General features: G+C 66.7%; 9 protein-coding genes, 1 tRNA gene and 6 pseudogenes. 10 read left to right on the top strand and 6 right to left on the bottom strand.

The annotated features are described in order from the left end of the window. Nucleotides 1–10: 10 nt before the first annotated feature. Both MKK68_RS19475 and MKK68_RS19470 read right to left on the bottom strand, forming a co-directional pair. On the bottom strand, nt 11–1627 hold the full coding sequence (locus MKK68_RS19475) for a peptide chain release factor 3 (RefSeq protein ID WP_409567278.1): 1617 nt from the start codon (nt 1625–1627) through the stop codon (nt 11–13). 157 nt (nt 1628–1784) lie between these two features. Further along, on the bottom strand, nt 1785–2525 hold the full coding sequence (locus MKK68_RS19470) for an SDR family oxidoreductase (RefSeq protein ID WP_147859597.1): 741 nt from the start codon (nt 2523–2525) through the stop codon (nt 1785–1787). A 75-nt stretch (nt 2526–2600) separates the two neighbouring features. Here MKK68_RS19470 and MKK68_RS19465 point away from each other — a divergent pair. Next, nucleotides 2601–2675: transfer RNA gene (locus MKK68_RS19465), tRNA-Gln, on the top strand. 99 nt (nt 2676–2774) lie between these two features. Next, nucleotides 2775–4094, top strand: a complete 1320-nt coding sequence (locus MKK68_RS19460; protein WP_244032439.1) for a DUF6538 domain-containing protein — start codon at nt 2775–2777, stop codon at nt 4092–4094. Between the two features lie 319 nt (nt 4095–4413). Here the strand turns inward: MKK68_RS19460 and MKK68_RS19455 are convergent. Beyond that, nucleotides 4414–5673: pseudogene (locus tag MKK68_RS19455) on the bottom strand (IS1380 family transposase); the annotation flags it as partial. A gap of 691 nt (nt 5674–6364) precedes the next feature. On the opposite strand from MKK68_RS19455, the gene MKK68_RS19450 reads away from it, so the two are divergent. The 3 genes and pseudogenes from MKK68_RS19450 to MKK68_RS19440 all read left to right on the top strand — a co-directional run. Beyond that, nucleotides 6365–6892: a class I SAM-dependent methyltransferase gene (locus tag MKK68_RS19450; protein WP_244032438.1), complete on the top strand. Its 528-nt coding sequence runs from the start codon at nt 6365–6367 to the stop codon at nt 6890–6892. A gap of 691 nt (nt 6893–7583) precedes the next feature. Next, nucleotides 7584–8346, top strand: a pseudogene (locus MKK68_RS19445) (IS5 family transposase). Nucleotides 8347–8552: 206 nt separating this feature from the next. After that, nucleotides 8553–8884 (top strand): annotated as a pseudogene (locus MKK68_RS19440) (transposase); the annotation flags it as partial. Nucleotides 8885–9138: 254 nt separating this feature from the next. Here the strand turns inward: MKK68_RS19440 and MKK68_RS19435 are convergent. Beyond that, nucleotides 9139–9315 (bottom strand): annotated as a pseudogene (locus tag MKK68_RS19435) (IS110 family transposase); the annotation flags it as partial. Between MKK68_RS19435 and MKK68_RS19430 the strand changes: the two are divergent. The 5 genes and pseudogenes from MKK68_RS19430 to MKK68_RS19410 all read left to right on the top strand — a co-directional run. Continuing rightward, nucleotides 9303–9923 (top strand): annotated as a pseudogene (locus MKK68_RS19430) (transposase); the annotation flags it as partial. The pseudogenes MKK68_RS19435 and MKK68_RS19430 sit on opposite strands and share 13 nt — an antisense overlap. A 154-nt stretch (nt 9924–10077) precedes the next feature. Then, a pseudogene (locus tag MKK68_RS19425) lies at nt 10078–11182 on the top strand (IS5 family transposase). Between the two features lie 622 nt (nt 11183–11804). After that, nucleotides 11805–12878, top strand: coding sequence for an efflux RND transporter periplasmic adaptor subunit (locus MKK68_RS19420; protein WP_409567276.1), 1074 nt, complete (start codon nt 11805–11807; stop codon nt 12876–12878). Next, the gene (locus MKK68_RS19415) at nt 12875–16000 is read left to right on the top strand and encodes an efflux RND transporter permease subunit (protein WP_244032437.1); all 3126 of its coding nucleotides are present in this window, start codon (nt 12875–12877) and stop codon (nt 15998–16000) included. Before MKK68_RS19420 ends, MKK68_RS19415 begins: the two co-directional genes overlap by 4 nt. Before the next feature lie 267 nt (nt 16001–16267). After that, entirely contained in the window at nt 16268–16810 is a 543-nt protein-coding gene (locus MKK68_RS19410) for a TetR family transcriptional regulator (RefSeq protein ID WP_147726425.1), read from the top strand. A gap of 10 nt (nt 16811–16820) precedes the next feature. On the opposite strand, the gene MKK68_RS19405 is transcribed toward MKK68_RS19410, so the two are convergent. Both MKK68_RS19405 and MKK68_RS19400 read right to left on the bottom strand, forming a co-directional pair. Next, the gene (locus tag MKK68_RS19405) at nt 16821–18356 is read right to left on the bottom strand and encodes a malonate--CoA ligase (protein ID WP_147726424.1); all 1536 of its coding nucleotides are present in this window, start codon (nt 18354–18356) and stop codon (nt 16821–16823) included. Nucleotides 18357–18402: 46 nt separating this feature from the next. Further along, on the bottom strand, nt 18403–19419 hold a 1017-nt coding region (locus MKK68_RS19400), incomplete at its 5' end, for a malonyl-CoA decarboxylase domain-containing protein (protein ID WP_244032435.1).

Genomic DNA, 19419 nt, shown 5'->3' with positions numbered 1-19419 from the left:
GCGCCGGCGCTCAGGCCTGGCGCTTCTGGTAGTCCTTGATGTCGGTGAAGCGCACCGCCGGGTAGCGCTCCTCCTCGTAGCGCAGCGAGAAGGCGGTGGTCGCCATGAACACCGGGGCGCCGTCGAGGTCCTTCGCCATGGCCGAGCCGTGCGAATCGATGAACTTGTCGAGCTCGGCCTCCGAATCCGACGCGACCCAGCGGCAGACCGAGAAGCGCGTCGCGTCGTAGTCGATCGGCAGGCCGTACTCGCCCTGGAGCCGCTCCTTCAGCACGTCGAGCTGCAGCGCGCCGACCACGCCGACGATTGCGCCCGAGCCGTCCTGCGGCACGAAGACCTGGACGACGCCCTCCTCGCCCATCTGCTGCAACGCCTCGCGCAGCTTCTTCGCCTTCATCGCGTCGGTGAGCTTGATCCGGCGCAGCAATTCGGGGGCGAAGCTCGGCACGCCGCGGAAGACGATGTCCTCGCCCTCGGTCAGCGTGTCGCCGATGCGCAACGTGCCGTGGTTCGGGATGCCGACCACATCGCCGGCGAAGGCCTCGTCGGCGATGGCGCGGTCCTGCGCGAAGAAGAATTGCGGGGCCGAGAGCGACATCGGCTTGCCGGTGCGCACGAGCTTCGCCTTCATCCCGCGCCGGAGTTGGCCGGAGCAGACCCGCATGAAGGCGATGCGGTCGCGGTGGTTCGGATCCATGTTCGCCTGGATCTTGAAGACGAAGCCGGTCATCTTCGGCTCGGTCGGGGCGACGGTACGCTTGTCGCAATCCTGCCCGCGCGGCGGCGGCGCGAAGCGGGCGAGCCCGTCGATGAGGTCGCGCACGCCGAAATTGCGCAGGGCCGAGCCGAAGAAGACGGGCGAGAGATGGCCCTCGCGGAACGCCTCGAGATCGAAGGCCTTCAGCCCGCCCTCGGCGAGCTCGACCTCCTCGCGCCAGGCATCGGCCTCGCCGTTCTCGGTGAGCAGCCGGTCGAACAGCGGATCGGCGAAGCCGGCGACCGCTTCCGTCCCGGCGTCGTCGGCCGCGTCGAAGCGGCGGACCCGGTTGCCGCCGAGCTCGTAGGTGCCGGCGAAGTTGCGGCCGCGGCCGATCGGCCAGGTGATCGGCGCGACGTCGAGCGCCAGCGTCTTCTCGATCTCGTCGAGCAGCTCGAAGGGCTCGCGCGCCTCGCGGTCGAGCTTGTTCACGAAGGTGACGATCGGGATGTCCCGCAGCCGGCACACCTCGAACAGTTTTCGCGTCCGCGCCTCGATGCCTTTTGCGGCGTCGATGACCATCACCGCGGAATCGACCGCCGTGAGGGTGCGATAGGTGTCCTCGGAAAAATCCTCGTGGCCCGGCGTGTCGAGCAAGTTGAAGACGCAGTCGCCGTACTCGAAGGTCATCACCGAGGTGACGACCGAGATGCCGCGCTCCTTCTCGATGCCCATCCAGTCCGAGCGGGTCGAGACGCGGTTGCGCTTGGCCTTGACCTCGCCCGCGAGCTGGATCGCGCCGCCGAACAGCAGCAGCTTCTCCGTCAGCGTGGTCTTGCCGGCATCCGGGTGCGAGATGATCGCGAAGGTGCGCCGCCGCGCCACCGGATCGGCGGGCGGCCTCGCCTCGGTCTTGGTCTGCGGCTGCATCAGCATCGTCAAAACGGCTCTCGGACCCGCATCCGGGGTCGGTGTCGTGGAGTTTCGGGCGGGCCTGCACACCCTTCGAACGGGGCGACCGACCTTTGCGCCCTCCTCTAGGCGCCCGGCCGCCGCTTGGCAAAGACGGGCGGGCGAAGCGACCGGCTCAGCCGCGGCCGATGAACGGCATCGCTGTGGCGGTCAGCGTCATGAACTGGACGTTGGCCGAAAGCGGCAACCCGGCCATGTAGAGAACGGCCTCGGCGACGTGCCGCGCATCCATCACCGGCTCCTGCCGGATCGACCCGTCGGCCTGCCGGACGCCGGCGGCGAACCCGTCGGTCATCTCGGTGGCGGCGTTGCCGATGTCGATCTGGCCGCAGGCGATGTCGTAGGGCCGCCCGTCGAGCGAGGTCGCGCGCGTCAGCCCGGTGACCGCGTGCTTGGTGGCCGCGTAGGGCGCCGAGTGCGGCCGCGGCACGTGGGCCGAGACGGAGCCGTTGTTGATGATCCGGCCGCCGCGGGGATCCTGCCGCTTCATCATCCGGAACGCGCCCTGCGTGCACAGGAACGCGCCGGTGAGGTTGGTGTCGACGCTGGCGCGCCAATCCTCGAGCGAAACCGCGTCGATGGCGGCGGCCGGCGTGAAGATGCCGGCATTGTTGAACAAGAGGTCGAGCCGGCCATGCGCCGCCGCCACGCGGGAAAACAGCCGATCCACCGAGGCCGGATCGGTGACGTCGGCCTCGACGACGAGCGCGGCGCCGATCTCGCCCGCCACCGCGTCCAGAGCCGCGCGCCGCCGCCCGGCCAGCACGACGGCATAGCCGGCCCGCCCGAGCGCCAACGCCACGACCCGCCCGAGGCCGGACGCCGCCCCCGTCACCAAAGCCACCCTGCCGCCCATCGCGCGCCTCTCCACCGCCCCCGTCAAACCAGTTGCCTGTCCGCGCATCCGCGTCTAGACAGCGCCGTCCTCTGGTGGGGCGTCGCCAAGTGGTAAGGCAGCGGTTTTTGGTACCGCCATTCCCAGGTTCGAATCCTGGCGCCCCAGCCATTCTTCACGCAAGTCGTTGATAATGCTCTGTATTCGCCCTGCGGATTCGGAGTTTGCGCACATCCCTGTTGCACATGACTGTAGCACAGAGTGTGTCCTATGCCGGCCATTGCCCATGCCTACCGCCGCGGCGCGACCTATACCTGGCGCCGCCGAATCCCGCGGTCCCTGTGCCGATTTTGTAAGGGCGACGCGCTTATCGTGAGCCTCGGCACGTGCGATCCGCGCCGCGCCCGCTTCCTCGCCGGCCAGCTTACGGCGTATTCCGACGAACTTTTTCACCGCGCCATGGCAGACGCCGACCCCGAGATCGTCATGACCCGCCGCCAGCTCGACGGAGTTTTTCGCGAGAGCCTGCTCGTCCACCTCGACAAGCTCGACCGGGTCGCGGCGGCCGAGCGCGCCGACCCGGATTTCGACCCCGATGACAGCCGGCGCTGCGATCGCCGCATGGGCTGGGTGTTTCGCCTGCTTGCGGGCCGGGGCGCGGCTGCGAAGGTGGATGCGGGGACGGCCGCCAAGATGGCCGAGCAAGGCTTGAGTCCGGAAGACATCGCCGAGGTCGTGGCCACGCTCGCCGCGATGATTACGCAGGGCGCGCATCGCATGCCTCGGCAACGTCTCGAAACCCTTTTGACCCATCAAAACGCACCGCCGACATCGGTGAACCTGGCGCTGGCTCAAACGGAAACGCTGCGAGCCATGGCGGCGGCCGCCTTCGCGACGGAGCGTCGGTACGACGGCGACCGCGTTGAGGACAGCGCCAAGCTCGACGCCATCATGCTCCGCGAGGTTGACGCCCGCGCCGCCGCGATCGTTGAGCCGGCTCGCTCAGCGCCCTCCCCTCCACTGCCCCAGACGCCCCCGCCCGAGACGCGCCGGACCTACGAGATGGCGGATTCCACGCCGGATGGCCCATCCGTCGTGCGCTCCGCGCCCCCTCCGATCACCGGGCCCGCGCACTATCCGATCGTCGTGCTCGGCGAGGCGATGATTGCGGCGCGCGGCCGGGATGAGAACTGGGATGCCAAGACGCAGAACCAGGCCCGCCAGATCTACACGCTGTTTGCAAAACTGCTCCTCGAACGCGGGCTCGTAGTTGTCGAGGATCTGCGTCAGCGGCATTTCGCCGATCTGGTTGGCACGGAGATTCGCGCCGATATCCTCGGCCATGGCGGCAAGGGGGAGACCGACGAGCGCTACTGCGATCCGATTGCGCTACGCTCGACGCTGGATGACCTCATCAAGATCCCGACCGTGACCGCCCATCTCGAAGCGAAGCCGATTCAGCTGCTCGGCTGGGTTTCCGAGAAAAAACCATCGCCCTACACCCGCCGCGCGAAATCGAACGTCAGAGCCTCACGCGTCGACGCGAGGGCCAAAGAGCGTTTGCCGAAACCGCCCTCAAACCGACGGTAGGTCTCGCGTAGGGAGATCATGAAACCCTCGTTTTGTGCGAGCGGTCGTCGCATTGACCGAAAGGTCCGCAAGTAGCAAGAATCCCGGCGAGCTACCGATCGTAGCCCGAATTCGATCGGTCCGTGCTCCGACTACGTTCGTTCTCTCGCTCTCGCCGCGGCGGAGGTGGCAGCCGTAACACTTCGACGAGCTGGGCGAAGCCTTGCGCGACGACGCGCTCGGTTCCCTGTACGGGACGCGTCAGGTACCAAAGGGCGAAACGCGGTGCGGCCTCGATCTCCTGCAGGACGGTCCGTAGCGTCTGTCCGGCCTGAAACCCGCGGGCAGCGATCTCGTGGGTGCGAGCGCCGAGCTTGAGCAGCCGCAACCGGATCGTCGTGAACTCGGCTTTGGCGAGGCGATGCGTGGTCGGGATGGCGTCTCGCACGGTGAGCATCAGCCAGTAGGCTGCGGTGTGCAGGACGAGCCGCATCTGGTTGGCGGCCGGGTGCCGGCAGGAGGTGCGGTCGGAAGCGAGCTGGCCCTTGTGCAACTTGATCAGGTTCTCGGCTTGGCCGCGGGCGCAGTACAGCTCGGCGTAGAGCCATTCGGGCGTGCCGGTGGTGATGTTCGTGACCACGTAGCGGATGTCGAGGCCGAGGCGGGTGGCCTCGATGCGGGCGGCGACACGGCGCGTCTGCCGCCAGGACTTGGCGGCGTGGGTGGTCTCGGCAAAGCCGCGCACCGCATCCTTGTCACCGATGGCCCGTACCACCCGGATGTGGTCGGCGGTCGGCTCGACCTTGGCCGCGAGCGCCTTGGTGCCGGTCAAGCCGAAGACGTAGGTGACGCCGTTGTCCTCGCACCAGTCCATCGCCTCGGGCCGCCCGTAGTGGCCGTCGCCGCGGATGGTAATCGCGGTCGTCGGCCAGTGACGGCGGATTGCCCGGACGAGCCGGCGCAGATGGCCGCGGACCTCGCGAGCCGAGGGTGTCTTACCCGACCGCAGGATCATCGCGACGGGACGGCTGGTGGCGGTATCGTAGACGTGGATCGGCAGAAAGCAGCGCGCGTCGTGGTGGGCGTTGAATAGCGACAGCTGCTGCTGGCCGTGCACCACGTCGCAGGTGTCGTCGATGTCCAGGGTGACCGCGGCGGGCGGTACGACGTAGCTGGCGCAGTACACGTCGACCAGCACCCGCCCGAGCCGGATCAGGTCGCGCAGGCCGGGGGTGTTCTCCATCCGCGAGACAGTGGGCTGGCTCATCAGGTCCGCGCCATTCTCGGGCAGCCGCCCGCAGGCGAGCTTGAAGGCGGGGTCGGCGCGCAAGTGGTCGAGGTCGTCGGCATCCTCGTACCCGCAGGCGATGGCCAAGATGCGGGCGAGCAGGATCTCGGAAAGCGGATGCACGACCCGGCTCGGATCGCGTCGATCCGGGATCACGGCCGCAAGCTTCTCGGCGATACCCGATCGCCGGGCGGCCTGGGCAAGCAACAGGACGCCACCCTCCGAGGTCAGGCGTCCGCCATCGAAGGCGGCTGTGAGCTTCTTGCCCCGCACGGATGGAAACGCGAACGGCAGACACGTAGGATCGGACATGGCGGGCTCGATCGGGTCTGGGGGCTTGGCGTCAGCACCCAATCCTTAAGCCAGATCAATGTTTTACGCTACGCTCGCCACCCAAAATTCACCACCCTCATGAATAAGACGGGCTAGATCCCGAACGGGCCGCGGTAGAGCCGATACAGCACCGCACCCGCCTCAGCGGATCCGTGTGGACCGTCAAAGCTACGCCGCCAAGAGCAGGCTGCCGTTGCAGAAGGCGCTCACCGACGGGCGGCACGGAAAGTTTCGATAGAAAGGCAGCTAGGCCACTGCTACCGTAGGACGGATTGTGCCGGAGCAGAGTGAGGCCGCCAGCGCTGCTTGAAAGACTCGAGAGCAGCGCGATCGAGACTTTGATGCTCTTCACGTCAGATCTTTGGATCTCCTCGGCACCGAAAGGACCCTGGAGTCACTTTTGGGCAAGGACTGACGGATTGGCTGATTGGAAGAGGTATGTCCGGTAATGGAACGATGTGAAAACGAGCTACGGTCTAAGCAAAGTTTGCCAAAAGCATATCGAATATATCGTATTCTCACATAGCACAGGTGTTGTACTTTGATAAAGCACCATGACCCACTTTAGTTGAATGGCTACAGAGAAATAAAATCAGTAATAAATTACCGACGAGCTCAGGCGCTCAAATCTGTCTGCCCGAAAAACAAATAAGGTGTCGAGCTTGGACCCTTGAACAGTCCGATCATCTCACGTGTTGACGGCGAGATCCTCTACGCTGATCATTTGTCCACCGAAAACCTGCGACGCAAATGTGCCGATCACGCTGTGATGCGGCCCGACGCCGATCGGATTGTGGATGTCGACCTTGTCTTGGAGCATCAAACTCTTACGGAGGCGCTTGGACCACGTGGTCAAGTGGACTACATCGTTGCCAGTCACGTAATTGAGCACCTGCCAGATCCGGTTCGATGGCTGCGCGACTTAGGCGGTGCTTTGAAGCCCGGCGGCATCCTGTTTCTTGTGGTGCCTGATAAGCGATTTACTTTCGATTTTCGCCGTGCGCCCTCCACGACCGGAGATCTGGTCGCGCACTACCTTGCCAATCCACGCATTGCGAGCCCAGCACAGGCCTTTGAGCATGTTGCACGCACCGTAGAGGTCAATCTGAATGCAAAATGGGCTGGACGTGGACGAAAACCAAAAGACATGTTCGACGGCCAGCTTCGCAATGCGTTGAACGTAGCCATCGACGTCTAATCGAACAAAAATTACCACGATGTTCATTGCACAGTATATACACCGTATAGTTTTACTGAAGTTTTTAATGATATATTATCACTCGAACTCATACCTTTAAAGATAGAATATCTGCATCCAACGATTTTCGGGGCCAATGAATTTTATGTACAAATGAAAAAGATCGAATTATATGATAGTCAAAGCAAATCATTGAATCTAAACCGCTCAATGCATCACGAATTACCGACGCCTAAGCATTCCTTGCTAAAATCAAGGAAAGACTGATCGCCGGGCGTGCCGCCGGCTCGTCATGATATCAGATTTAATGTCATAAAGCACGATGATCTAGTAAGATCGGTGGCGATTCAAAAAGTCAGCGGAGGCACCTGCCCGGCAATCCGGGCTTGCAGCGCGTCGCCGTCGTAGACAATTCACTCAGCGGGACCTTGCTGTGACCCAACCGCTCACCCAGACTGTGGGTCGCCGAGCGCTCGCCATGAGCTCGACTGGTCGTGATCTTCTGCGCCACCGGTCGCCCCTGGGCATGCCTGCCAAACGGCGGCGCACACCCTCGAACCGCCAAGCATGGGCTTTGATCGCCCACCGTGCCACATCCCAATGACGTCCCGCAACCAAACAGCTAGGGCGTGTCGTCGCCTGAACGGATTGGTTTGGCTAGCGTTTTCGTTTCTCTGATCCAGGAGGGACGATGCTGAGCGACGCGCAGTGGTCTGAACTGGAGCCCTTGGTCGAGGCCTGCCGGTCCAAGTCCAAGACGCCCCCACAGGATCTTCGGCGCACGCTCTCAGCCATCCTTTGGCGGCATCAGAACGGGGCCAAGTGGCGGGCCATTCCAGAGGATCTGGGTCCCTGGTAGCGCGCAGCCCAGATCTTCATCCGCTGGTCCCGTGCCGGCGTCTGGGAGCGGCTCCTCAGCCTCGTGCAGGAGCGCGGCGTCCAACTCGGCATGGTGTTCCTCGACGGCACGAACATACGCGCGCAACAAAAGGCGGCCGGTGCCGCCAAAAGGGGGGATCTGCGGCCGAGCGAGACACTCGTGAAGCTCTTGGCCGTTCGCGTGGCGGCGATAGCACCAAGGCTTGCGTGATCGCCGACGGGCAGGGTCGTGCCATCGCCTTCCGGCTGGCACCGGGACAGGCCCATGAACTGCCCCATGCGGTTCCGCTCCTCGACCGGCTGCCCGGCGTGCCCAAGTGGGTCGTCGGAGACCGTGGCTACACCAGCCACGCCTTTCGCGAACACATCTGGGATATGGGCGCTCGGCTTGCGATCCCGCCTCAGCGCCACGAAGCGCCCGTGGCCTGCCCGGATTGGATCTACAACAACCGCAACCAGGTCGAGCGCCTCTGGGCCAGGCTAAGGAGTGGCGCGCCATCGCCACCCGCTATGAGAAGACCGCCGTCAGTTCCATGGGCGTCCTCTCCCTCGCAGCCGCCCTCGATTGGATCTAGCGATGACACGCCCTAGCCGTGACTCGTTGTCTTATGTAACACATTCAAGTATCAATTAGATAATGCGATAAAAATTGCGCTATTTTTTCAGTGGCTTGCGAATAATCGGCTGAGGAGTTGGAATCCTGGCGCCCCAGCCAAGGATTGCAACTCCGACAGGGGTTAAGAGCGTCTAACGAAAACGGCGATTGGCGCGTTGGTAGGGCATGGCGAAGTTCCCGGTTCCCGACGATTTCTGGGCGGTGATCGCGCCGCTGCTGCCACTGGCGCGGGAGTGTCCGAAAGGCGGGCGGCCGCCGATACCGGACCAGGCGGCGCTGACCGGCATCCTTTTCGTGCTGCGCACCGGTTTGCCGTGGGAGGACCTGCCGCATGAGATGGGCTGCGGTTCGGGGATGTCGTGCTGGCGACGGCTGCGTGATTGGCAGAGGGCGGGCGTATGGCGGGCCTGCATCACGCCTTGCTGGAGCGGCTGGACGGCGCCGAACAACTGGATTGGGGCCGTGCGGCACGCGACAGTGCCAGCCTGACGGCGAAAAACGTATGGCCCGCCCCGTCCGCAAGTGGCTTATGATCCGCTGGTCTTAGCAGTCTGCATAAACGTATCCGGCCTTCCAGCGATGCCGTTGGCCAAGATGGAGATCCGCGCGTCCTGGTCCTCATAAAGGGGTCGGCGTCGAGCGCCATTTTCCGCCAGAGGCTTCCAGAACATCGATCGGCTGTCAGGCAATCTTCCTTTCGCCGCTCGCAGACATCGGAAGGCTGACGAAGGCTTTGCCGACCAAGCACGGTTCAGGCAGCCACCGCCGCCGGCTCATAGACGCGTTCGTGGCGCAGCAGCGCCCAGACGGTCCGGGCCATTTTAGCCGCCAGCGCAACGACGGCGGTGTTGGCGTGCGCCCGCGCCAGCAGGTCCCGGAGCCATTGGCCGATCCACGCATCGCTTTTGCGAAGGGTCCTCGGGCATGCGCTGGCAGGGTCGACCCCTGCGCGGTGAGGACGGTGGTCCGCCGGACCGAGCGCAGCGCAACTTCACCGACCCGGACAGCCGGATCCTGCCGACCTGCGACGGGTTCGTGCAGGACTACAGAGGCCAGATCGCCGTCGATGCTGCGCATCAGGTCATCGTGGCGCACCGCCTCGTGACGAACGCTGCCGACGCCCGCGCCCTCGTGCCGCTCATCGACGACATCCGCGCTCATCTCGGGCGCAAGCCGTGCGAGGTCTCGGGCGATGCAGGCTTTGACAACGAGGCGAACCTGGCAGCGCAGAAGCAGCGGCGGATCACCGCCTATCTCGCTCCAGGTCGGGCGCGCCACGGAGAGGCGGATGCGGCCGGTCGTCGACAGCTGACGAAGACGCCCCTGATGCGTGCGATGGCCGAACGGCTGAAACGGGGTGGCCGCCGGAGCCGCTACCGCCTCAGGAAGCAGGTCGTCCAGCCGGTGTTCGGGCAGATCGAGCAGGCCCGGGGCCTCCGACCGTTCCTGCTCCGCGGGCTCGATTAGGTCCGCGGCGAATGGGCGATGATCTGCACCGCCCACAACCTTCTGAAGCTGGCCAAGGCCGAACGCTGAGCATGACGCCGGCTGGCCTGCCTTGATCTCAACCCCGTCCTCGATCCGATAAAACGTTACTCGGACGGGTTCCTAGCAGGCTGCTGCAGAAGTCCGTGGCGGTGCGGCCTTGAAGATGATTCACTCTGTCCGAGCGAGAGGCGGGGTTCGATCGATGCGTGGACGTGAGGCGGCCTCGGCCAACCTGTTCAGCTACGTTCGGCTTGAGGAGCGTGTGCCAGCCGATCCCCCTTTGCGGCCGATCAGGACGTTGGCTGACGAGGTGATGGCCGGGCTGAACGAGTGCTTTGAGAGCCTGTACTCGGGCCTGGGCCGTCCCTCGATCCCGCCCGAGATGCTGCTGCGAGCCACACTGCTGCAGGCGTTCCTCTCGGTGCGCTCCGAGCGGATGCTGATGAAGTAGATCGACGACAACCTGCTGTTCCGGTGGTTCGTGGGGTTGGAGATGGATTCCACGGTCTGGCATTCAACCGGGTTCACGCACAACCGCGTCCGTCTGCTGGAGACGGAGGTGGCGCACGCCTTCCTGGCGGGGCTGCTGGCGCTCAAGCCGGTCAACCGGTTTCTGTCGAGCGACCACTTCTCGGTGGACGGCACGATGATCGAGGCGTGGGCCTCGATGAAGAGCTTCCAGCCGAAAGACGGCTCGGGTGAACCGCCGGATCCTGGCCGCAACGGCGAGCGCGACTTTCACAAGGAGAAGAGCTCGAACGCGCCCCATGCCTCGACCATCGACCCGGACGCGGGTCTCTACCGCAAGGCGGACGGCCAGGAGAGCCGGCTGTGCTGCCTCGGCCATGCGCTGATGGAGAAACCGGAACGGCCTGGTGGTGGACGCGACCCTCACCCACGCTACCGGCACCGCCGAGCGTGAGGCGGCCCTGACCATGCTCAACCGCCGACCCCGCCGGCACCGGATCACTCTGGGCGCGGACAAGCTGTTCGACGTGGCGGCCTTCGTCGGCGACCTGCAAGCGCGGCGGGTGAGCCCGGACATCGCGATCAACGGGGCGATGTCGAAAACCGGCAAGTTGCGCAAGACCGCCCTCGACGGCCGCACACGCGGCATGCCGGCTACGCGGTCAGCCTGCGCTGCAGGAAACAGATCGAGGAGGTCTTCGGCTGGATCAAGGCTCAGGCCGGGCTGAGGAAGGTCAAGCTGCGCGGGCGAGCCAAGGTCGAGGCGCTGTTCACCTTCTCAGCCGCCGCCTACAACCATCGTGCGTCTGCCCCAGCTGCTGGCCGGAGCGGTCGCATGACGGGCGACCCGGACATGGCCGAGACATGGCCCGCGACCCGAGCAACACATCGAAGCTGCCGGATCGAGCCTCGTCGAGGCGGACTGATCTCATAAAACAGTCCTGACGATCCAAACCAAGCGTCACGCCTGACTTCCGCAGCAGCCTGCTAAGTTAAAAACGTTGTTGCATGGTTGAGACTGTCGACAGAATCGTAGCGTACGTAGATCAGAAGCTCATCCGCACGACCTCGATCAATGTAGCCAGGATCCTGCGGCGACCAAGCTATTTTGCAGTGCCGATGATGCGGACCGCGCGATGCCGAGGTCGCTCGCCTCCGACAATGTGGGGGTGATGCTGCCAGCGACGAAGACCTGGGCTGCGCTCGACCTGCCCGACTCGCCGTTCGGCTGGGGGAAACAGCGCATATGCAGCGGCCGAGATGCTGACTCGGTAGATACATCCGAGCCAGACCGAGAGGTCGAGATCGTACCGCTGCATTTGGCGGACCGCTCTTTCCGACCCCGATTCACCGAATCGCGGCGCCCTCGCCATTGACGACATCACCGGCCCATAATAGATGACAACCATCATTTTAATGGCGAGTTCGATCGGTGTCGGGGAAGCGGCGATGAATGTCGGTATGGTCATGTTGCTGACGAGCCTCGCTTTGGCGGCGTGCTCGCCGGCCGAGACGGCGGTGCCTGAGAAACCACGGCTCGTTCAGACCGTCGCGGTCGCCCCGGCCGAGGGGGCGGTCTCGCGCTACACCGGGGTCGTTCGGGCGCGGACGGAGAGCAACCTCGGCTTCCGCGTCGGCGGCAAAATCTTCGAGCGGCTGGTCGATCCGGGGGACCGCGTCCGCCTCGGACAGCCGCTGATGCGCCTCGATCGGACCGATTTCGGGCTCGCGCTGAACGCCGCCAAGGCGTCCGTCGAGGCGGCCCGCGCGCAGATGATCAAGGCCAAGGCCGACGAGGCGCGCAGCCGCAAGCTCGTGGCCGACGGCTGGACCTCGATCCAGGCCTACGACCAGAACAAGGGCGCGGCCGATGCCGCCATCGCGCAGTTCGCCAACGCGGAGGCGCAGGCGAGCCAGATCGCCAACCAGGCGGGCTACGCCGAGCTCCAGGCCGATGCCGACGGCGTGGTGATGGAGGTGCCGACCGAGCCGGGACAGGTCGTCGCCGCCGGCCAGACCGTGGTGAAGCTCGCCCGCGACGGATCGCGGGAGGCGGAGGTGTTCCTGCCCGAGGGCAGCCGGCGCGCGGCGCAGGGGAACGCTTCGGCCACCCTCTACGCCGAGGGCGAGGCGACCTATCCGGCGCGCCTGCGCGAGCTGTCGGCGACGGCCGACCCCGCGACCCGCACCTACCGGGCGCGCTACATCCTGTCGGGCGGCGGCGAGGCTGCGCCGCTCGGGGCGACGGTCACCCTTCGGCTCGCCGACCACGACGTCCGGCGCGAGCCCGCGGTGGAGGTGCCGCTCGCGGCCCTGTTCGACCGGGGCGACGGCACCGCGGTCTGGCGCTACGACGCCGAGACCGAAACGGTGCGGGAGCAGGCCGTGCGGGTCGCGCGCATGGGCGAGGAGCGCGCCGAGGTCGTCGCGGGCCTGAGCCCGGGCGATCGCATCGTGGCGCTCGGCGCCCACCTGCTCAAGCCCGGCGAGAAGGTGCGCCAGGCGGACGCGAACCTGACGGGGGCGAAGCGATGAGCGGTTTCAACCTCTCCGCGCTCGCCGTCCGCGAGCGGGCGGTCACGCTGTTCCTGCTGATCGCCGTGACGGTCGCCGGCATCTTCGCCTTCCAGAAGCTCGGCCGCGGCGAGGACCCGGCCTTCACCGTCAAGACCATGACGGTCTCGGCGGCGTGGCCGGGCGCCACCGCCGAGGAGATGCAGCGTCAGGTCGCCGACCCGCTCGAGAAGCGGCTGCAGGAGCTCGTCTACTACGACCGCGCCGAGACCACCGTGCGCCCGGGCCTGATGGTGACGAAGGTCTACCTCAAGGACAACATGCCTCCGGGGAAGGTGCAGTCGGAGTTCTACCAGGCGCGCAAGAAATTGTCCGATCAGGCCTCCAGCCTGCCCCGCGGGGTGATGGGACCGCTGTTCAACGACGAGTTCTCGGACGTCTACTTCGCGCTCTACGCGCTCCAGGCCAAGGGGCTGCCGCACCGCCAGCTCGTGCTCCAGGCCGAGGCCCTGCGCCAGCGCCTGCTGCGGCTGCCCGGCGTCGAGAAGATCAACATCCTCGGCGAGCAGGCGCAGAAGATCTTCGTCGAGATCTCGTACCAGCGCCTGGCCACGCTCGGGATCACCGGCCAGCAGCTGCTGGCGTCGCTCGCCAACCAGAACGACGTGACGCCGGCCGGCTTCGTCGAGACAGCCGGGCCGCGGGTCTACCTTCGCCTGGACGGCGCCATCGACGGGCTCGACGCGATCCGCGGCCTGCCGGTGGCGGCGGGCGACCGCAGCCTCAAGCTCGGCGACATCGCGGAGGTGAAGCGCGGCTACGAGGACCCCAGGAGCTTCGCGATCCACAACGACGGCGAGCCGGCCCTGATGCTTGGCCTGGTGATGAAGCCCGGCTTCAACGGCCTCAAGCTCGGCGAGGCGCTCAATGCCGAGGAGGTCGCGATCCATCACGACCTCGCCCTCGGAATCGGCTTCACCAAGATCACCGATCAGGCCAAGGTCATCGACGCGGCGATCCACGAGTTCATGGTCAAGTTCTTCACCGCGCTGTCGGTGGTGATCTTCGTGTCCCTGGTGGCGCTCGGCTTCCGCGTCGGCATCGTCGTGGCGCTGGCCGTGCCGTTGACCCTGTCGGCGGTGTTCGTGGTGATGATGCTGACGGGGCGCGACTTCGATCGCATCACGCTGGGCGCGCTGATCATCTCGCTCGGGCTGCTCGTCGACGACGCGATCATCGCCATCGAGATGATGGTGGTGCGCATGGAGGAAGGCGCCGACCGAATCGAGGCCGCGACCCATGCCTGGAGCGCCACCGCCGCGCCGATGCTCACCGGCACGCTGGTGACCATCGCCGGGTTCCTGCCGGTGGGCTTCGCCGCCTCAACGGCCGGCGAATATGCCGGCAACATCTTCTGGGTGGTGGCGTTTTCTCTCGTCGTTTCGTGGATCGTGGCCGTGACCTTCACGCCCTATCTCGGCGTCAAGCTGCTGCCGAACATCGAGCCGGTCGCGGGCGGCCACGCGGCGATCTACGCCACGAAGAACTACCAGCGCCTGCGCCGGATCGTGCGCACCTCGGTCGATCACAAATGGGCGGCAGCCGGCATCACCGTGGCGCTGTTCGTTGTCGCGGTCATCGGGATGGGCCGTGTCGAGAAGCAGTTCTTCCCGAACTCCGAGCGGCCCGAATTGATCGTCGAGGTCACGCTGCCGACCGGGTCGGCCTTCGCCACCACCGAGGCCACCGTGCAGCGCGTCGAGGCGGCGGTGCGCGACCTGCCGGAGGCCAAGGAGATCACGAGCTATATCGGCCAGGGCATGCCGCGCTTCGTACTGTCGTTCGATCCCGAGCTGCCGGACCCGGCCTTCGCGCAGATCGTGGTGCAGACCGCGGACGCTGAGGCCCGCGACGCCCTCCGGGCGAAGGTGCGCAAGCTCGTCGAGGACGGCCGCTTCCCCGAGGCGCGCGTGCGGGTGCTGCAGATCGTGTTCGGGCCGCCGATCCGATTCCCGGTCGCGTTCCGGGTGGTCGGCCCCGACCTCGACGTCATCCGCCGCATCGCGGCCGAGGTCGCCGAGGTCATGGCGGGCAATCCCGACATGCGGCTCGTCCATCTCGACTGGGGCGACCGGACGCCGGGCCTTCACCTCGTCCTCGACCAGGAACGCCTGCGCCTGATCGGCCTGACGCCGAAGGAGGCCGGACAGCAGCTGCAGAGCTACCTCAACGGCACGCCCGCCACTCAGGTCCGCGAGAACCTGCGCTCGGTCGACGTGCTGCTGCGCAGCCCCGGCCCGGAGCGACGCTCGCTCGGCGAGATCGGCGACCTGACGCTCGCGACGAAGGACGGCCGGCAGGTGCCGGTCTCGCAGGTCGCACGCCTGGAAAGCCGGGACGAGGATGCGGTGCTCAAGCGCTACAACCGCGAGAGCTACATCCGGGTGCAGGGCGACGTGCTCGACGGCAAGCAGCCGCCGGACGTCCATGCGCAGATCTTCCCGCTGCTGGATCCGATCCGGGCGAGGCTGCCGCCGGGCTACCGCATCGACACGGCCGGCGCCGTCGAGGAGAGCGCCAAGGCGATGTCGGCTTTGATCGCCGTGTTCCCGATCATGCTGATCGTCACGCTGACGGTGATCATGATCCAGGTGCGCTCGTTCACCACCATGTTCATGGTGTTCGCGACCGCGCCGCTCGGCCTCGTCGGCGCGGTGCCGACCCTGCTGATCTTCCACCAGCCCTTCGGCTTCAACGCGATCCTCGGATTGATCGCGCTGTCGGGCATCCTGATGCGCAACACGCTGATCCTGGTGGATCAGATCCATCACGATCGCGCCTCGGGCCTGTCGGATTACGAGGCCGTGGTGGAATCGACCGTGCGCCGCGCGCGGCCCGTGATCCTGACGGCGGCCGCAGCGATGCTCGCCTTCATCCCGCTCACCCACTCGGTGTTCTGGGGGGCGCTGGCCTACGTCCTGATCGGTGGCGTCGGCGTCGGCACCCTGCTGACGCTGCTGTTCCTGCCGGCCCTCTACGCCCTGTGGTTCCGCGTCGCCCGAACACCTGCGGATGCGCGGAGCCCCGCGGTCGTTTCCGGGCGAGACGGAGCGACTGCGACCACGGGCGCTGTTCCATCCTGAGGGCTGGTGCGGCTGGGCGCTCGCCGCCGCGCATGCGACGCGGCAAGTGCCCGATCGATCGACCAGCCCGAGCCCCTGCCCCTGCCCCTGAACGGTCGAACGGGCGGCGCTTCGTGCTGGCGGCAACGGCCGAGGCGGCGAAAGCGTCCGGCGACAGCGCGACCGTGGACTGATTTAGATGACAGGTCGCATCCACATCGGATGCGATGCGTTAGCGCATCGTCCGCCGGACCGCGCGGCGGCCGCTCGTGAGACGAGGAGACGAAGATGCCGAGGGTGTCTCAGGAGCAGGCGCGGCTGAACCGGCAGCGCGTGGTCGAGGTGGCGTCGGCGCTGTTCCGCCAGCGCGGCCTTCACGGCGTCGGGGTCGCCGACATCATGGGGGCGGCCGGCCTGACGCATGGCGGGTTCTATGGCCAATTCGCCAACAAGGACGCCCTGGCGGCCGAAGCCTTCGAGTGCGCGATCAAGGAGGAATACCGCGGCAACCTCGACAGCCTGGTCGGGAACTACCTGTCGCTCGGGCACGTCCAGGCGCCCGAGAAGGGGTGCCCGCTCGCGGCCCTGGCCAACGACGTCGCGCGGGAGCCCTCGGGTAGCCCGGTGCGCGCGCGGTTCACCCACGGGGTCGAACGCCTCGCCGCCATCCTTGCCGACCTGACGCCGAAGGCCTCGCGCGAGCGCCGCCGGCAGCGTTCGCTGGCGACGCTGTCGACCCTCGTCGGCGCCGTCGTCTTGGCTCGGGCCGTGGACGACGAGGCACTGGCGAACGACCTGATCGAGGCCGCGCGCGCCTCGGTGGCCGGCTGAGGCCCGCTGGTCAGGACGTCTTCGACGCGTCGCGATACAAATCGGCGTGGCGATCCCGCAGGGCGTTCTTCTGGACCTTGCCCATGGCGTTGCGTGGCAGGTCGTCGGCGAAGAGAACCCGCTTCGGGCATTTGAACCGGGCGAGGCGCCCTTCGAGATGGGCGAGCACCGCCGCCTCGTCCGGAGCGTCCTTCGAACCCACCACGATGGCGGTGACGCCCTCGCCGAAATCGGCGTGCGGCAGGCCGATCACCGCCGATTCGACGACGCCCGGCATCGCGTCGATCTCGGCCTCGACCTCCTTCGGGTAGACGTTGAAGCCGCCGGTGATGATCAGGTCCTTGCCGCGGCCGACGATGTGGACGTAGCCGCGGGCGTCGACCTTGCCGAGATCGCCGGTGACGAAGAAGCCGTCGACCTTGAACTCGGCCGCGGTCTTCTCAGGCATGCGCCAGTAGCCCTTGAACACGTTCGGGCCCTTCACCTCGATCATTCCGACCTGCTCGGAGCCGAGCGGCGCGCCGGTGTCCGGGTCGACGACGCGCAGGGCCACGCCGGGCAGCGGGAACCCGACGGTGCCGGCGATGCGCTCGCCCTCATAGGGGTTCGAGGTGCTCATGTTGGTCTCGGTCATGCCGTAGCGCTCGAGGATGGCGTGACCGGTCCGTGCCCGCCACGCGGCATGCGTCTCGGCCAGCAATGGGGCCGAGCCGGAGGTGAACAGCCGCATGTGCGCGGTCGCCGCCTGCGTCAGCCCCGGATCCTTGAGCAGGCGGGTGTAGAAGGTCGGGACGCCCATCATGCTGGTCGCCCGCGGCATCAGCTTGAGGATCAGCCCGGCGTCGAGGCGCGGCAGGAACAGCATGCTGCCCCCCGACGCCAGCACGGTGTTGATCGCGACGAACAGGCCATGGGTGTGGAACACCGGCAGGGCGTGGATCAGCACGTCGTCGGCGGTGAAGCGCCAGGCCTCGACCAGCGTGCGCGCGTTCGAGGCGAGGTTGTCGTGGCTGAGCATGGCGCCCTTCGAGCGCCCGGTGGTGCCGGAGGTGTAGAGGATCGCGGCGAGATCCTCCGGATCCCGCGGCACGTCGGAGCACTCCGAGCCCTGCGCGTCCGCGGCCTCGGCGGCGCTGCCCCGGCCGGCGGCATCGAGGGTGAGCACGCGGATGGTCCCCGCGTCCCCGGCGACCGGCACCAGCGCCTCGCGCTTGGCCGGGTCGCAGACGAACAGGGCGGGCTCGGCGTCGCCGAGGAAGTAGGCGACCTCCGGGGCGGTGTAGGCGGTGTTGAGCGGCAGGAACACCGCGCCGGCGCGCACTGCGCCGAGATAGAGGAACACCACCTCGGCGCTCTTCTCCACCTGCACCGCGACCCGGTCGCCGGGGCGGACGCCCGCGGACACCAACGCGTTCGCGTAGGCCCCGCTGCGCGCGAGCATGTCGGCGTAGCTGTAGCGGCGCCCGTCGGGCGTCTCGATGAAGGTGCTGGCCGCCGGATCCGCCGGCAGGGCCTCGCGGATCAACGCGAAGAGATGATTCGTCATGACACAACGCTCAGCGAAACGGATGATCGGCGGCGGTCCACCCGCCTCAGGCCTCGGCGAGCGCGACGGAACGCGGCGGAGGCAGGTTGGCGCGCAACTCGCGTGAGACCGCGCCGGACGCCGAGACCGTGCCGAGGTTGGCATAGGTCTCGTGGTTCTTCTCGATCGCCGACAGGTCGTAGAGGTAGTTGACCATCAGGCCATGGGATTGCCGCAACCCCTTGCCGGAGACGTCGCCGAGGAAGTTGATCCGCTCGAGGCGCGCGCCGTTGCCGAGATGGAAGCGCGCCACCGGGTCGAGCGGGCGGCCCCGCTCGTTCTTCGCGCGGAGGAAGTAGGCGGCCGCCGCCGGCAGCAGCGCCTTGCGCACGGCATCGGACTTCGCCTTGTCGGTCGCCCAATCGGGCTCGTCGAGCAGGCGAAGCGCCTCGACATCGTCGCGGGTCAGGCCCTGCGGCGCTTCCGCCCGGCGCTCGCGATCGAGCCAGCGCGCGAAACCCGGAACTGGCGAGAGCGTGACGAAGGTCTTCAGGGTCGGGATCTCGCGGGCGAGGTCCTCGACCACCTGCTTGATCAGGAAGTTGCCGAAGGTGACGCCGGCCAGGCCCTTCTGGCAGTTCGAGATCGAGTAGAAGATCGCGGTCGTGGCGGATTTCAGCGGAAGCGGATCGCGCGCCTGCGACAGGATCGGCGCGATCGCCGGCGCGATCGCGCTGGTCAACGCGACCTCGACGAAGATCAGCGGCTCGTCGACGAGTGCCGGGTGGAAGAACGCGAAGCAGCGCCGGTCCGCCGGCTCGATCCGGCGGCGAAGGTCGTCCCAGCCGGCGATCTCGTGGACCGCCTCGTAGCGGATGATCTTCTCGAGGATGTGAGCCGGCGTCGTCCAGTCGATGTGGCGCAGCACCAAGAAGCCGCGGTTGAACCACGAGGCGAACAGGTGCTCGAAGTCCGAATCGAGGCTGTCGGCGGCGTCGATCAGGTTGGGCTCGCCCTCGTCGCGCAGGATGCGGCGCAGGTCGAACAGGTCCTCGCGCATCCGGACCAGGCTCAGCGTGCCGTC

It is taken from the genome of Methylobacterium sp. E-016, assembly GCF_022829745.1.
Taxonomy (GTDB): Bacteria; Pseudomonadota; Alphaproteobacteria; order Rhizobiales; family Beijerinckiaceae; genus Methylobacterium.
The sequence above is the reverse complement of the archived record's forward strand: the minus strand, read 5'-3'. Positions and strand labels throughout refer to the sequence as shown.

Bases quoted from the DNA above. Each gene is read 5' to 3' on its own strand.
- MKK68_RS19475 (WP_409567278.1), bottom strand. From the start codon at position 1,627: ATGCAGCCGCAGACCAAGACCGAGGCGAGGCCGCCCGCCGATCCGGTG.
- MKK68_RS19470 (WP_147859597.1), bottom strand. From the start codon at position 2,525: ATGGGCGGCAGGGTGGCTTTGGTGACGGGGGCGGCGTCCGGCCTCGGG.
- MKK68_RS19460 (WP_244032439.1), top strand. From the start codon at position 2,775: ATGCCGGCCATTGCCCATGCCTACCGCCGCGGCGCGACCTATACCTGG.
- MKK68_RS19420 (WP_409567276.1), top strand. From the start codon at position 11,805: ATGGTCATGTTGCTGACGAGCCTCGCTTTGGCGGCGTGCTCGCCGGCC.
- MKK68_RS19415 (WP_244032437.1), top strand. From the start codon at position 12,875: ATGAGCGGTTTCAACCTCTCCGCGCTCGCCGTCCGCGAGCGGGCGGTC.
- MKK68_RS19410 (WP_147726425.1), top strand. From the start codon at position 16,268: ATGCCGAGGGTGTCTCAGGAGCAGGCGCGGCTGAACCGGCAGCGCGTG.
- MKK68_RS19405 (WP_147726424.1), bottom strand. From the start codon at position 18,356: ATGACGAATCATCTCTTCGCGTTGATCCGCGAGGCCCTGCCGGCGGAT.